We start from the raw sequence: 15,068 nt of genomic DNA on the forward strand, positions 1-15,068 counted from the left end.
AGAACTGCTAACCGGTATATTCCAACTGCCAGGAGCTCCCCCTCCCAGACTTGCCACATTTATCTGATCTATATCGCTTTCAAGATAGACTTCTTTTTCATCTTTAGACAAGACGTCGAAATATTTGTAACCATTTTCTTTTGCTATTTCAGCACAGCGCTTTAGTGCAAAGCCATGAATCGTTTCCCAACTACGATTCGCACTCTCGGTATACTCCACATAAAAAATCCCTTTCCCAGCTTTTAGATCCCTATACCCTGAATTCCCTTCTTCCGCCGCGTGATACACTGCGGCACATGCACTTAACAATACAGACAAAGCAGTAATTGCTATAAACCTTATCTTTTGCATAACAAACCTTGCCTTAATTTTACGTAAAAAGTGTCGAAAGCTAATCATTCAAGTATACAAGAACTACGAATTTTGCCCAAGCGGCCTTTAAGGTCGCAATATGTCAATAAATACCTAAAGAATAATTCTACGCTAGCGCAGCTCTAATATTTATTATCAAACACAATACTTATCAACATTAGTACAACAAACAACAATAATACGATGAACAAAGCTATTTTTGAACATTTCCCGGAACTTAAAAGTGCCTGTCCTTGCTTGAATTTTGCAGACCTTCCTGCACCTATCACAAAATTTGGAGGACCTCCTTCTAATATATGGATAAAAAGAGACGATTTAAGTCACTCAGAATACGGAGGAAATAAAGTTAGGAAGCTTGAGTTCATCCTCGCCGATGCGTTGGAAGCGAACAAGAAGCGTATTTTAACATTTGGAGCAATCGGCAGTAATCATGGCGTTGCGACCACTTATTTTGGCAGTAAGTACAAGCTTTCTACCAACATTATATTATTCGATCAGGCCATATCAGACACCGTTCTTAACAATCTTCGGCTAATGTGGGAACTTGGTGCAAAACTGGACTACAGAAAAACGATCGCTAAAACGGCTTTCCATTTTTATCAACGAAGCTTGTTTGAGAAAAGGCAGACTTATAGCTTGTTCGCAGGAGGCTCAAATGTTGTTGGCTGCCTCGGCTTCGTCAATGCTGCTTTTGAACTGAAAATGCAAATTGATGCTCAGTTAATTCCCGAACCTGACTATCTATACTGTCCTGTGGGTTCTAGCGCAACACTTGCCGGCTTGACCCTTGGCTGTAACTTACTGGGACTAAAAACCAAAGTCATTGGCGTTCGTGTCGCCCCATCGCATCTCGGCCCCATTGAAACTTGCACAGATAAAACTATTGCTAAACTGATGATGAGAACGGCTAATTATTTAAAGCATCGATCCGACAAGCTGGAAATAAAAAAAGCGCCCCAAATACACTTAAACAATTATTTTTTCGGTGATGGCTACGGTTTAAGCACCACAGCAAGTAAGGCCGCGCTCAAGCTATTTGCAGCTCATCATATAAACCTCGAATCAACCTATACAGCGAAAACTGCGGCAGCAGTACTGAGTCACGCTCAAGCCGAGAAAGATAAAACTTTTGTCTATTGGCACACGTTCAACTCTCGTGACACCAATCTGCTACCAGCTAGTTCAAAAACCTATGCACTCCCCCAAGAGCTTAAAGCACTACTGACACCCAACACGAGCCTATAAGGGACTAACGAACAATGATAGAACAACTCAACGAACTATTTGAACTGTATCAAGACCCTATGTTTTTAGCCTTTCCCGTCGCGACACTCGCCCTGAGTGTCGGTACTTTTCTTGTCGTTGCCACCCCCTGGACAATTCTTGCTTGGCTTGACCCAGATTGGGCAAAGCCCTATAAAATTCAAGACAAACCCTTCCAGGTAAGAAAATATTTCTGGCCCAATATCGCTAGAATCAGCTTCAATTCGCTGATCATGCTTGTGCTCCTCATTATCTTTTGGCCAATTCTCCGTTATAGCGATATTCACGAAGGCCCTATACCAGCTTGGTACGTCTGGGTAATTCAAATTATCTTTTTTCTTTTGTTGGATGACTTTCTTTTCTATTTAATGCATCGCTGGCTACATGAAAACAAATGGATGCTACGCAAGGTTCACTCGGTCCATCATAGAATTCACAACACCTGCGCATTAGACGGTAACTACTTTCATGTTATCGAGTTCATCTTGATCGGCAGTCTAGCCATGCTCGGCCCTATTTTACTTGGCTGCCATCTTTATGTGCTCTATGCCTGGATTATTATTAGAAATATTGAAGCCGCTGACGGCCATGCAGGCTATGACTTTCCATGGAATCCTTTGCGGTTTTTGCCTTTATATGACGGCCCGGTTTACCACGACTTTCATCATGCACGCTTTAAAGGCAACTATGCCGGGGCGCTTCATTATCTGGATAAGTATTTTGGCACGTACATAAAAGAATATTTACGCTATAAACAAGAACACAAATACCCTGGATCAGAAGTAAAAAACGAAGCACCCGACAGAATTAACTAGCTCAAAAATATCACTACTGATGACAGCCCTATAAAGGTGAGTTCGGCACAATACTTGTCAAAAGCGCCCTATCCAAGCCCATTTCGGGGTACTCTCCTTGCTCATCAGGCCATATTTGATAAAGGTAGTTATAGATCTGGGTTACTAATTCTGGCGCATATAAAGATATAGCCCCCAAAAACAGGCCCATTCCGGTAAGTTGCTTTCTGGGCTTATCTATCACCGCATCAATAAACATTTGTGCCGCATCCTCGGCGCTTACCAGGTCGGCATTTTTATATTCTTTCGTTGGCGCAACCATTTCGGTCTTAACCAAGGGGAATTTTATCGAGGTGACACTTATATCCCGGTTAGCAAACTCTGCAGCCAGTGAGTCACACAACGCATCCATAGCAGATTTGCTTGCCATATAAGGCCCAAAACGTGGCGTGACAGCCATAGTACCCATTGAAGAAGAATGAAGAATATGCCCTCCACCATTTTTGACCATGGAAGGAAGAAGCCCCAAAATCAAGCGCGAAGCCCCAAAATAATTTAACTGCATCGTTCGCTCCAAATCATGGAAACGCCCTTCAGAGCGAGAAAGAGAACGACGAATTGAGCGTCCAGCATTACTAAACAAAACATCAAGTGAAACGTACTTATCCTCTATATAGGTAACAAGCGCGTCACACTCATCAAAATGGGATAAATCACACGTATAGATGTCGATTCGTTCTGGGTCTACACCGCTGGCAATTAATGCCTCTTTACACTCATTTAGTTTATCTTGATGCCGGGCAACCAGAATAACTCGAGCACCATAACTCAGAGCCCGTTTGGCGCTCGCATAGCCAATTCCACTTGAGCCGCCTGTAATTAAAACAGTTTTATTTTTAAGGGCGAGTTCAGCCAAGTTCTCTCTGTTCTTAGCAGGGTCCAAATAGCGATTGTAGTAGTCCCATAACAGATCGACATAATCTTCAAATGCTGGGGCTCGCAAGCCCTGTTTAACTAAAAGTTTCTGTGTTGAATCTGCACTAAATTTCAGGCCTGGCATTAGTGCTGAAAAGACTGACGAAGGAATACCTAGCTTTTCGAAAAGTCCATCGAGAGCGATCTGAACTGCCTTCAATTGCTTTAGCATACCTAGTTGCTTAAACACGCCACCTTGTATACCTGAAGACCTTACAGGCAAAGAAAAGCCAACTTTTGGACCATCTGCTGCACGAAGAATTTGCGTAAAAGCTTTATGTAAAGGTAGTGACTGCGTGCCGGTCAGGTGAAAACAAGTTTGCCCCCCCAAGTCCTCAGACTGACTCAAGAGCAATATAGCTTCAACAAGGTAGTCCCGAGGTACAACATCGAGATTTGCCTTTAACTTAGGAACAAGGATTGGCACCCATGAAGGTAAATATCGCTTTAAAAAACTTACTAACAGGCACATATAGTATGGCCCATCGATTTTATCAATCTCACCGCTTGTTGAGTCGCCTACTACTGCAGAAGGCCGATAAATCCTTAAGTCCATATTATGCTCATCCCTAAAACGACGGGCACAAGCCTCGGACTGAAATTTACTCAAATGATAGGTATGCGAATGCTCCTGACCTTCATCGAACATATCCTCGGAAAAGGTGCCCTGAAAGTCTCCTGCCACAGCCATCGAGCTGAGCATATGAACTCGACCAGCAAAACCTGAAGAAACCAGCGTGCTAAACAAACGCTCCGTACCTTGGACATTCGTTTCCATAACGAGTTTTTCAGGCGCCCCCAGATCGTACACTGCTGCAAGGTGAAAAACATGATCAAAATCTGAAAAACTATATAAAGTCTTATCGAGCCCCATAAACTGGCTATTTAAATCGCCACACCAAACATCCAACGAAGAACCATTGTCTAGCACTAAGGATAAAGCTCGCCACTTAGAAATAAGTTCGCTGCATTTTTCAGTATCAGGATTCCTCACCAACACAAGCAAATCATGCCCTTGCTTAAGAAGACCTTCTACCAAAAGTTTCCCAATAAAACCTGTTGCTCCTGTCACCAAACACCGGCACATAACTGTCTCCTATTATTATTTTTTGAGTAGGAATAGATTTGAATTATTAGATATTTACAGCTTAGATGGAAGCCTGACTTACACTTATGGCTAACTCTGTTTACTTTGATAAATGCAATTTAAGGGAATACTAAATCAATTCAACGAGCCCAGTGACGGTCAAATTGAACCTGAGCGACCTTAATAGTGTGAACCTTATCCCATTCATTTTTGTTAGATTTTTTTTCACTATGTAAGACAGATATACTCAGTGGTTAATTGTATTTACATGCCCTAATAAAATCATCATTACATAATCAGGATGCATTCGCTAATGAGAGCTTTATTGCCTAACCTTCACTCTTTGCTAGGATCGCTAACACTGCCACTAGGCATTTTCTTTTTGACGGCATGTACCACCGACCATAAGACGCCTGTGGATCCACCTGAGGTGAATACCTATAACGCCTATATTAATACTGTTGATAACACTATCAGCTACTACACTATCAAGAATGACAACCTTATAACCTACAAGCTCGCCGATTTTGCTGAAGCAACTAACGACTTTCAGACCGCACTAGCTTTCGACATAGATGAAGAAAAACAAGGTTTCGAATACATAGCCTATGTAACGAGAAACTCGCAAGAAGAAAGCGTTATAAACCTCTTCGATCTCGACAAAGCCAACAATAACAAACATTATGTATTAGCAAATCTAAGTAGCCATATTTGTGGTATCTCAGCTATTAGAATGCCTACAACCCACGCTTTTCAAGACCGAAAAGAGTCCAATGTCAGCACTAAACACCTTCCTGAAATCATCCTTCATGTTTCGGCTTCAACCGCTTGTGATGGCGATATTTTCTATGAAAAAATTGATTTTTCTACTCTGATTGATGAGAACATCTTCACAATCTTTGAACACAGCGTCGTTTCTGAGGGAAAACAAGATCCCGAGTTAGTTATTGACTACGATTCAGCAAAAGTAATTTCATCAGTATGGCAAGGAAACTATGGCTACCTTAGCTATAACAACAACTCTTCCGAACTATCTTTTAACTATGCAGAAATAGACCGTTTTAACGAAATACAAACAATAGAATGGAGTACACAACTCCCTTTCACAGAACCCCTTACTTTTACTCAAGTATCAAATAACAAGATATTGGCCCAGCAAGGATCTAACTTATTTGTTATACCAACTTCATATCTATTTACTGTCGATGACCCAACAAGTAGCTCAACTCCTATACAAGCACGCATTAACGCTATATTTGATACGCCAACATTAACGCTCAACGGTTATACAAACCTTACCCTTAATACCAGCCAGCCAGTTCAGCAAAGTAACTTTGTAATCCAGGTTGAAAACGACCTTTATCTATACGAAAGTGATCGGTTTGAGCTTATTTATAGTAATAGCAAGAGTACGGAAGATGTTTCGCTAACTTATCGACTAAACAGCGCAAACGAGTTGCTACTACTTACCGAAGAGACTGGAAAAGATGACTTGCTAACTGTCATTTATGAGACAGGAAACGAGAGCAATATAGATGAGTCCGAAGAAATTTCGATTTACATCAATGACGATACATTCCACTTCAACTCCTACAATAGCGAGTCAGGCTCACAAGCGCATATTTTGACGAAAAAGAACAGCAACTACGAACCAACAAGCTTCGAGGAAAGCACCCTCATTTTTGTTAAGGATATGAGAAATCAAGATGACTTACCTTTACTCATATCATCGTCGCCAGTTAAGAATGTTAGTGGGACGCGGCAGCTTTCTGGAGCCTATCTGTATAAATATGATGAAGACAAAGATAATGGCCGTGCGCTGGCACAGTCATCACGAGAGAATGAAAATGGGAATAAAGAGCACCGCTCCGTTGACTTTAGCTACGGTATCTTCCATGAATTATCAAACCTCGAATTCATGAATGGAAGCGTCATCAACGATTATTATAGCTTTCTAAACTTTGAAGCGACCTACTCTCTTGAGGGGGTCGAGCAGCGCGCCAATTTCAGCTTCATTTTTAACCCCAGTCAAGAAACACCAGATCCTGATATTGAAGATCAATCTCTATCGTTATTATTAGTCGATGGCATGTAGTTTTTGAGCAGCGTTCATTGAGTTTACGCATTTACAAAAGGAATAGGGTTACCAAGCAGATGAAAATGCATTCACGACTTTTAATATTAGCCATTTTGATGATGGGTATAGCAGCTTGCTCTGAGTCAAACAAAACCACCACCGAGTTGCCACCAATAATCGAAAATTTGAACTTTCCATTTATTAAAAACAACTCACTATATGAGTTCGACCCGGAATCAGGCGAAAGCAAGATTGTAGAAGCCCATTTTACCGAGGACAGCGCAGCGCGACTTTCTCTATTCATTGGGCCAGACGATGAAAACCCAACTTTAGTTAGCTCTCCTGAAGGCCACATTGTATATCTAGACACCGACGAGGCAGAAGAAGTTCAAGGTGACGACAGCAATTCTTCACTTATACACACCTTGCTTCCTGAGCTTATTGCTTACAGCAAAGGTTCCTCTATATTTTTATTCGAATTAGTGACTCGCTATGCCCACCCAATTGTCAATTTTGAGCCTGTGGATGGCAAGCCCCCTCTTATTTGCGATATTCGGCCGTCTCTAACCCTTGATGAAGAAAACCGACTCATTGATGAGATACTGTACAAAAATGAACATAAACTATATGTAAAAACAGCACCCGAGGACTGTGCTCTCAGCACATTCAATTACTACCAAATTGACCTAGAACAAGACCCAGATACCGAGTATGAGATTCGCCGTATATCTATCAATAGCCATACTCATGTTAGTAGCCACTCCCATACTCATACAGATGACCATGACCACGATCACGCCTACGAAGCTGGCGAGATTGGCGATGATGGCTTGCCTTTCGACCCTAACAACCACCCTCACTACCACACCCACGAGCACGATTTTTTCTACGGTAACCACGAAGAACATTTATACCTAAGTAAAGAGGAAATAGATGAAGTCCACTCTTTAGCAAGCAACCAGGAAACCTCGTTTGAGAAAAGTCAGGCCTGGGTTGGACGAGTAACAAATTCAAGTGAAGCCTTAATGTACGCCGAGCACCCGGTTTATAACACCTCAACCAAAGAGTTTGGCTACCTTGGATTTAACTACCTAAAGAATCAATATGAATTCTATATTAAAGAATCTGATCGTAATTTTGACACTCTCGAATACTCATTTGGTCTTACTGAGCTTGGCGTTGAGCTAATCAACCGAGACCCAAACTATAAGAATAACCAAGATCAATGGTTCACCTATATTGAGAATGCTATTCTGTTCAGACATAACGACGCCTTAATTAAACTCCCCACTCTAGCAATATTTGATCGCGGCCATGTTGAAGAACGTGAAGATCGCTTTGAAACACCAATTTTTGTATTTCAAAACCCTGAAGACTCTCAACTTTCCTATCATCAAGAGACTGATAGACTGTATATACGTGACGGACTTAATCTTCATATGATTGAAGGTGTATCCACCGAAGAGACCCTTACCACGCTCAAGGAGTATTCAGCGGCAGAAGTAGAAGACATTCGAATGATCAGCACATCGCAGAACATCATCATTCGCAAGTTTTTTGCTGAAGATAACCAGCAATCTAACATCGACTCCAGCTCCTCGGTCCAGTTAACCGGAGATCTAGGTCTTTTTATAGAATCGGCAGGGCTTCCTTCATCAGATACTTATACGAGCTATATTGAGGGCAGCGACGACAACATACTCATTCACCTCGAGCGTGAAACTGACGGCCAGCCACAATTGTTTGCTCAAAATTTCGACAGCGAACTCTATACAAGTCATTTCCCAGATATTGCGAACTCAATATGGGGACGAATTTCCAACTTATTTGATAGCTCGGGTGCCCCCGTAGAACAGGCTATCATCAACTCAAATGATACGACATTACTAAGTGTTGGAGAGAAAACTATTCCCGCTCTCATTAACCCTAATATCTATCAGTATAATCAAGATCATGACTTGGGGCATGGCGCTCTAATAGGGACTTTGCCTGGCAACATCGCAGAGGTTATCGATATTGACATAAAGAGCCAATTTCATGGTGAGGTGAAAGTTAAAGATAGCTATGAACATGACGCACCGGTCAAGACCTACTTCTTTCCGAGCAGCCTTTCTTTCATCAACCCGACAGGCTCTTTTGGCGACATGAAGTTTATGTATGACGATACTTCTGAAGAACCATCAGAGAGCGAAGAACTCCTCGAAGAAGCACCTTAAAAAGGCCCAGTGGCGAATACTCTATTCGCCACTCAACAGCCTTGGAACACGAGTAGTAATACTACAAAATAACTCGTAGGCAATCGTACCAGCCAAAGATGCAAGCTCGTCCGCCTTAATATAATCCCCCCACAGCTCAACAGGACTGCCAAGACCACAAGAAGGAATATCCGTTATATCAATTGCCAACATATCCATCGATACCCGCCCTACAAGCGGGGCTCGAACAAAGGATTGTGACGCGGAATCAAAAACCGCTACCGGCGTTCCATCTGGTGCATGTCGGGGATAACCATCACCATAACCGCAAGCGACTGTTGCAATTCGTGATTCACGAGATGCTCGCCAGCGGCCGCCATAGCCAACACGCTCTCCGATAGAAAGCTCTCTAACAGCCATGATTGCAGACTTTAATTTCATCACCGGCTTTAAATCAAAATTCTGGTCTTGCTTCTCTGGTGACGGCATTGCGCCATATAAGATAATACCAGGTCGAACAATATCTTTATGGCTATGAGGATAATATAGAATACCACCGGAGTTAGCCGTGCTCAGTAAGAGCTCATCCGACTCAATATCTTGTATAACAGAATTAAAGCGCTGAAGCTGCTGATCTACCTGCTCCCCCCCTGGCAAATCACTTGCTGAGAAGTGCGTCATACAAGCATAGAGCGAGAGGTACTGATTTGACTCAATTCGCTTCAATGCAAGTGCAAAGTCCTCGCTATTCATACCCAGGCGATTCATTCCGGTATCAAGCTTTAAGCAAACTTTATACTCAGAAGCCTGAGTTTGATTTTCAAACAGCGCCAACTGCCATAAGCTATGGACCACCCAAATCACATTGCTTGTATCCTCGATACAGGCCTTAGCAAAAGGTCCTTCAAGTACCCATATTCGATTAGCGAGCTGAGCCTCACGCAATTGGCGCATTTCTTCGGGAATTGCCACTGCCAAGTCATGCTGGCCAGCAAGCCTTGCCATCTCGATCAGACCATGACCGTAGGCATTGGCTTTAAGCACCACCATTAAAGAAGTAGCCTTCGATATTTCTGCTGCACGCTTTATATTATGACGAAAAGCCTGCCCGTCTACTTCAAGATATAATGGACGACCGCCTGAAAAGCCCTCACCCTCAAGACACAAATTAACACCTTCTGCCCGCCTAAGCTTTTCGATCAAAACTCGTTTCCATAATCAGCGTGAGACAAATCATTAAATTTAGTATATTGCCCCTGGAATGATAATTTACATTTACCAATCGGCCCGTTACGCTGCTTACCAATGATTATCTCGGCCATACCTTTATCAGGGCTATCCTCGTTATAATAATCGTCACGGTAGATAAACATAATAACATCGGCATCCTGCTCGATTGCTCCTGACTCACGCAAGTCTGAGTTCATAGGGCGCTTATCCGGCCTAGACTCCAAGCCACGGTTTAACTGAGACAAGGCTACCACCGGACAGTTCATTTCCTTCGCCAAAGCTTTTAAAGATCGCGATATCTCAGAAATCTCTGCTGTTCTACCTTCCGTCATGCCAGGAACCTGCATCAGCTGAAGGTAGTCGATCATGATGAGACCTATATCCTGCTTAATTTCTCGCGCGACACGCCGAGTTCTAGATCGAACCTCCGTCGGGCTCAAACCTGCCGTATCATCAATAAAGAGGGGCTTGTCTTTGAGCATGCTCACCGCAGAGGTCAAGCGTGGCCAATCATCCTCTTCCAGCTTACCGGAACGTACTCTGGTTTGGTTAATCTGCCCTAATGAGGAGATAACACGCATTAGTATTGAGTCAGCCGGCATTTCCATACTAAATACTAATACAGGCTTCTCTGCTTTAATTAAGGCGGCCTCAACCAGGTTCATTGCAAAGGCCGTTTTCCCCATCGAAGGTCGAGCCGCAACGATAACCAGGTCCGAAGGCTGAAGACCGGAGGTCATCTCATCCAGGTCTCTAAAACCCGTCGTGACACCGGTAATACCACCCGAGGCATTAAACAGCTCATCAATACGTTCTAGCGTCTTGGTTAGGATAGGGTTTACTGATTGAGGCCCTTCACTGTCTTTCCCACCACTATTCTCAGCGATCTGGAAAACCTTCCTTTCAGCCTCATCTAGAAGCTCTGAGGTTGTCCGCCCCTGGGGGTTAAAAGCACTGTCTGTAATTTCTCCCGAGGCACTTATTAATCGTCTAAGTACTGCTCGCTCATGAACGATTTCTGCATAGGCCCTAACGTTAGAAGCGCTTGGCGTGCGCTCGACGAGCTGCCCCAGATAAACCATACCGCCAGCATTTTCGAGCTCGCCCATTTGTTCAAGCTCTTCAGCAACCGTCACTACATCTAGAGCATTACCACCCGTCGCTAACTTAGCAATTACTCGATAAACCAAACGATGATCTTGACGATAGAAATCCTCTTCCAGGACTTTGTCACCGACTACATCCCACTTACTGTTGTCCAGCATCAAGCCACCCAGTATTGACTGTTCCGCTTCGATTGAGTGGGGAGGTATTTTTAGTTTCTGTGTATCCTGATCAAGTACTGACAAGACTCTCACCTCTGATAGATCATAAAAGTGCAATGCTTAGTTTTGTAGAGCATAAATGAATACGGCCCGAAATATAATATATATTCGGGCCGTATCAGAGAGTAATTTATATTTTCAAATCACTCTACCATGGCAACGTTTCTTACCATGTTTAGTCAAAGCTATCTGACTACTTATTTCAGAAGCTTATTCCGCAACAATGATCAATTTAATGATCGCTGTTACTTCACTGTGCAATTGAATCGCAACATCAAACTCACCAACGTTACGAATCGCACCTTCAGGAAGACGAACTTCTGATTTAGCAACTTCAACGCCAGCAGCCGTTACTGCATCCGCAACATCGCGAACACCAATTGAACCGAATAACTTACCTTCGTCACCCGCTTTGGAAACGATAGTTACTTCTTTCTCATTCAATTGCTCAGCACGCGCTTCAGCAGCAGCAAGCTTCTCAGCAGCAGCTTTTTCAAGCTCAGCACGACGTGCTTCAAACTCAGCAACATTTGCTTCATTTGCCGCTACAGCTTTACCGTATGGTAATAGGAAATTGCGACCGTAACCTGCCTTAACAGTTACCTTGTCACCCAAACCACCTAATTTTCCAACTTTCTCGAGTAGAATAACTTCCATCTCGTGATCCTCTATTTTCTAGATTTCTCAAATTAGTTTCATGTAACTAATCAGCGTTTCATGCTTTTACTATTCTGGCGCCTGCATTCTAGCTCTAAAGTCGACCAAACTATCTAGTAAGGCTAACAAAGCTATCAGCATCAATACAGTTGGAAACAGCAATATGGCCGAGAAATAAATGCCAATTAACCACTGCCCGCCAAGCTTTCGCTTCGCTATCACGGCATGCACCAAGGCAAAACCGCAAACCATAATCGGAACCACAGCGACTGCGATAACCAAGGCAGGACTCACGCCCAGCACAGGTAAGATCACAATCAACAAAACCAGGCCCATCACCATACGCGCAGTTAAGCGTATCTGGTGAAACTCCTCTCGCCAACCACCCGGGTTATACAAGCTTGCCTGCCAGGATCGCGCTAAAAACAGCGATATAACAGCCATCCCGAAAAAGGATGAAGCAAAGCTTGCTACCAGTAGCAATTTGAAACCTTCTTGTAAATTAGCATCGTATTCTTGCTGCGACTCTTCTGCGAGCTGCTTAAAGAACTCTTCAGCCAACCCCATTAGGGTTTCAATCAACTCTGGCATAAGATAAGGAGCAACAATGCCTGTAAGCAGGCTAATTACTCCTCCGGCAGCCAGAGTGGCTTGCCAGGAGACGGTTGATCTTAATATCGCTGCCATAAGCAGAACCGATATTAGAACCACCAGCGCTCCGGGATCTTGCATTCCAGACCACCATGCCAAAGCAGGAATAGTTGCCCAGATAAAAACATTAAGACCCTGACTCAAGCCCTTTCGCAAGGTAACCAACCCAACAATCGCCGCGCCGAACCAAAACATCATTGGTATCATTACGCTAACGCTTGCCAAAACTGCTGCTTGCCAAGGTCCTCGCATGGCTAACTTAGCTAAGTCATGCATCAGGATATTCTCAATTTATAGCTAATTAATTACTTTCAATAATCGTAAAACGATTAACAAACAATACCCGGTCTTATTCGTGGTGATTGTCTGTGTAAGGTAAAAGTGCCAAGTAACGAGCGCGCTTGATAGCAGTTGCTAGCTGACGCTGGTAACGAGCTTTTGTGCCAGTAATACGGCTTGGTACGATTTTACCAGTTTCTGTGACATAACCTTTCAAAGTGTCCAAATCTTTATAATCGATTTGTTTTACACCTTCAGACGTAAAGCGACAAAACTTACGACGACGAAAAAAGCGAGACATAGTCTTCTCCTAAAATTAAATTACTCTTCTGATGCCGCTTCGCTGTCACCAGCGCTTGCATCTTCAACTTTCTCTACAGATTCTTCAGAGCTTGACTCTTGTTCAGCTGGGCGCTTAGGCGCAGAGCGACGGTCATCTCTACCTTGAGAAGCTTTAATAGGAGATTCTTCAGTAATCGCTTCCTTCTGACGAATAACCAAATCACGAATGATGGCATCGTTAAAACGGAAGTTGTGCTCCAACTCACCCAAAGCATCGCCGCCACATTCGATATTCATCAAAATGTAGTGTGCCTTGTGGATTTTGTTGATTGGGTAAGCCAAGTGACGGCGACCCCAGTCTTCTAGACGGTGAACCTGGCCACCGCTATCTTTGATAACACCAGTATAACGTTCAATCATTCCTGGAACCTGTTCACTTTGATCAGGGTGCACCAAGAATACGATCTCGTAATGACGCATATTTTCTCCCTTCGGGTAATAGCCTTTTAATGTCGACCACATCGGCCGTTTAAAAAGCAAGGAGTTACAAGTACACGGTAAAGTCTATTCCTTCCATAAGAAAGGTATAAGCTCCCCGCAGATTTTAGAGCGCGATATTCTAGAGATAAAACCATCAAGGTGCAAGACCTTTGCAGTAAGTTCGAGACCTTATCGCCTAATGACTCACCATTAATACTTATTATTGAAGTAAACGCTTAGAACAGGAAGCCCGGACTCTGCATGAAAACCCGCACCTATCCACAAGTTTCCAATTGCCGCCAGTACACCATCAATATAAATCAAAGGATAAGTATCACGTCGCCAAGGAGGAATACCCGCTTCTTGAAAAAGGCTTTTAAGGCTACGCCCCGGCCCGTCAGGTCTAGTCCTGAGCGACTCCCCTCCAGCACGAGATTTTATCTGCAACTCAAAACCTGCCCCGGGCACGGCGAGCTGTATACGACCTGAATCAGCCTGCATGCTTACATCCCCACTTTCATAAGCACACGATATATTCTGAGCTGCAATTTCAACATTATAAACTTGACCACGCCGCTTAAATTGCCGAGTTTCGCTATAAGATTCACTGCCGCCCACAGGTTTACGCTGGCAATAAATTCCCCCTAGATAACGGCGCAATTCAAAACCTGACCATTGGACAATAGGATTAGCATCTGGCTTGGCTGAAATCAGCTCAGTAAAAACTCTTCCCAATATACGCTCTGAAGGCTGCGGGCAATCAAAGTTATCAATCCAAGCTCGTAACAAGATCTTCTGATCTCTCTCTCTATAAGATGATAAAACTGAGATATCGATGACTTTTTCACCCTGAGCGCGCTCAAGCAACAAGCCAGAATCAAATTGCTTTACACACCAATCATCAATAAAGCTTTGCGTTTCACTTGCTTTACACGCAACCTGCGCAAGAGCCTCGGTAGAATTTGGCCAACGCTGTTCAAGTAGAGGGAGAATTTCATTCCTCAGAAAGTTTCTATCAAAGACTGAATCACTATTGCTTTCATCCTCGACCCACTTCAGACCCAAACCTTCCGCTTCTAACTCTAAAGCCCTTCTCGAGACCTCAAGCAAAGGGCGATAAATAACAGTTCCACAAGACATAAGCCTGCTAGGCGGAATAGCCGATAAGCCCTTAACACCACTACCGCGCAATGCCCTAATCAACACCGTTTCAGCCTGATCGTTTTGATGATTGGTGTGTAAAGCAATTTGATTCTGGCTTGTTGCTTGAGCGCGCTCAGGGTGAAAAAGTCATCGATATCTCAGTTTTATCATCTTATAGAGAGAGAGATCAGAAGATCTTGTTACGAGCTTGGATTGATAACTTTGATTGCCCGCAGCCTTCAGAGCGTATATTGGGAA

At 43.4% G+C, this 15,068-nt stretch carries 13 protein-coding genes; 4 read left to right on the forward strand and 9 right to left on the reverse strand.

What is annotated here, in order from left to right; all coding sequences use genetic code 11:
- Positions 1-351, reverse strand: a 351-nt coding sequence (locus A3757_RS06570; protein ID WP_197469890.1) for a hypothetical protein, incomplete at its 3' end; no start/stop codon positions are given.
- Positions 352-555: 204 nt separating this feature from the next.
- Between A3757_RS06570 and A3757_RS06575 the strand changes: the two genes are divergently transcribed.
- Entirely contained in the window at positions 556-1,617 is a 1,062-nt protein-coding gene (locus A3757_RS06575) for a 1-aminocyclopropane-1-carboxylate deaminase/D-cysteine desulfhydrase (protein WP_068511422.1), read from the forward strand.
- Between the two features lie 14 nt (positions 1,618-1,631).
- On the forward strand, positions 1,632-2,450 hold the full coding sequence (locus A3757_RS06580) for a sterol desaturase family protein (protein ID WP_068511425.1): 819 nt from the start codon (positions 1,632-1,634) through the stop codon (positions 2,448-2,450).
- 28 nt (positions 2,451-2,478) lie between these two features.
- On the opposite strand, the gene A3757_RS06585 is transcribed toward A3757_RS06580, so the two are convergent.
- Positions 2,479-4,491: an SDR family oxidoreductase gene (locus A3757_RS06585; RefSeq protein WP_068511427.1), complete on the reverse strand. Its 2,013-nt coding sequence runs from the start codon at positions 4,489-4,491 to the stop codon at positions 2,479-2,481.
- 313 nt (positions 4,492-4,804) lie between these two features.
- On the opposite strand from A3757_RS06585, the gene A3757_RS06590 reads away from it, so the two are divergent.
- Positions 4,805-6,586 (forward strand): hypothetical protein, encoded by a 1,782-nt coding sequence (locus A3757_RS06590; RefSeq protein WP_068511430.1) that lies wholly within the window; start codon positions 4,805-4,807, stop codon positions 6,584-6,586.
- A gap of 65 nt (positions 6,587-6,651) precedes the next feature.
- Entirely contained in the window at positions 6,652-8,784 is a 2,133-nt protein-coding gene (locus A3757_RS06595) for a hypothetical protein (RefSeq protein WP_068553600.1), read from the forward strand.
- A 21-nt stretch (positions 8,785-8,805) separates the two neighbouring features.
- Here A3757_RS06595 and alr read toward each other — a convergent pair whose 3' ends face one another.
- From alr to tilS, 7 genes are all read right to left on the reverse strand, one after another.
- Positions 8,806-9,966: an alanine racemase gene (gene alr / locus A3757_RS06600; RefSeq protein ID WP_082865236.1), complete on the reverse strand. Its 1,161-nt coding sequence runs from the start codon at positions 9,964-9,966 to the stop codon at positions 8,806-8,808.
- Positions 9,963-11,342 carry a replicative DNA helicase gene (gene dnaB / locus A3757_RS06605; RefSeq protein WP_197469892.1) on the reverse strand — a complete coding sequence of 460 codons (1,380 nt, stop codon included), beginning with the start codon at positions 11,340-11,342 and terminating at the stop codon, positions 9,963-9,965. Before dnaB ends, alr begins: the two co-directional genes overlap by 4 nt.
- 186 nt (positions 11,343-11,528) lie before the next feature.
- Positions 11,529-11,975, reverse strand: coding sequence for a 50S ribosomal protein L9 (rplI, locus tag A3757_RS06610; RefSeq protein ID WP_068511437.1), 447 nt, complete (start codon positions 11,973-11,975; stop codon positions 11,529-11,531).
- Between the two features lie 69 nt (positions 11,976-12,044).
- Complete coding sequence (locus A3757_RS06615) at positions 12,045-12,902, reverse strand: hypothetical protein (protein WP_068511439.1); 858 nt, start codon at positions 12,900-12,902, stop codon at positions 12,045-12,047.
- A gap of 73 nt (positions 12,903-12,975) precedes the next feature.
- Positions 12,976-13,206 carry a 30S ribosomal protein S18 gene (gene rpsR / locus A3757_RS06620; protein ID WP_068511441.1) on the reverse strand — a complete coding sequence of 77 codons (231 nt, stop codon included), beginning with the start codon at positions 13,204-13,206 and terminating at the stop codon, positions 12,976-12,978.
- Between the two features lie 20 nt (positions 13,207-13,226).
- Positions 13,227-13,667, reverse strand: coding sequence for a 30S ribosomal protein S6 (gene rpsF, locus A3757_RS06625; RefSeq protein WP_068511443.1), 441 nt, complete (start codon positions 13,665-13,667; stop codon positions 13,227-13,229).
- A gap of 210 nt (positions 13,668-13,877) precedes the next feature.
- Positions 13,878-14,915, reverse strand: a complete 1,038-nt coding sequence (tilS, locus tag A3757_RS06630) for a tRNA lysidine(34) synthetase TilS (protein WP_255374979.1) — start codon at positions 14,913-14,915, stop codon at positions 13,878-13,880.
- Positions 14,916-15,068 lie beyond the last annotated feature (153 nt).

The sequence above is a fragment of the Oleiphilus sp. HI0117 genome (assembly GCF_001635235.1).

Excerpts from the sequence above, each read along its gene's own strand:
- rpsF (WP_068511443.1), bottom strand. The coding sequence starts at position 13,667 with ATGCGTCATTACGAGATCGTATTCTTGGTGCACCCTGATCAAAGTGAA.
- rplI (WP_068511437.1), bottom strand. The coding sequence starts at position 11,975 with ATGGAAGTTATTCTACTCGAGAAAGTTGGAAAATTAGGTGGTTTGGGT.
- A3757_RS06615 (WP_068511439.1), bottom strand. The coding sequence starts at position 12,902 with ATGCATGACTTAGCTAAGTTAGCCATGCGAGGACCTTGGCAAGCAGCA.
- A3757_RS06585 (WP_068511427.1), bottom strand. The coding sequence starts at position 4,491 with ATGTGCCGGTGTTTGGTGACAGGAGCAACAGGTTTTATTGGGAAACTT.
- rpsR (WP_068511441.1), bottom strand. The coding sequence starts at position 13,206 with ATGTCTCGCTTTTTTCGTCGTCGTAAGTTTTGTCGCTTTACGTCTGAA.
- A3757_RS06590 (WP_068511430.1), top strand. The coding sequence starts at position 4,805 with ATGAGAGCTTTATTGCCTAACCTTCACTCTTTGCTAGGATCGCTAACA.
- A3757_RS06580 (WP_068511425.1), top strand. The coding sequence starts at position 1,632 with ATGATAGAACAACTCAACGAACTATTTGAACTGTATCAAGACCCTATG.
- A3757_RS06575 (WP_068511422.1), top strand. The coding sequence starts at position 556 with ATGAACAAAGCTATTTTTGAACATTTCCCGGAACTTAAAAGTGCCTGT.
- A3757_RS06595 (WP_068553600.1), top strand. The coding sequence starts at position 6,652 with ATGCATTCACGACTTTTAATATTAGCCATTTTGATGATGGGTATAGCA.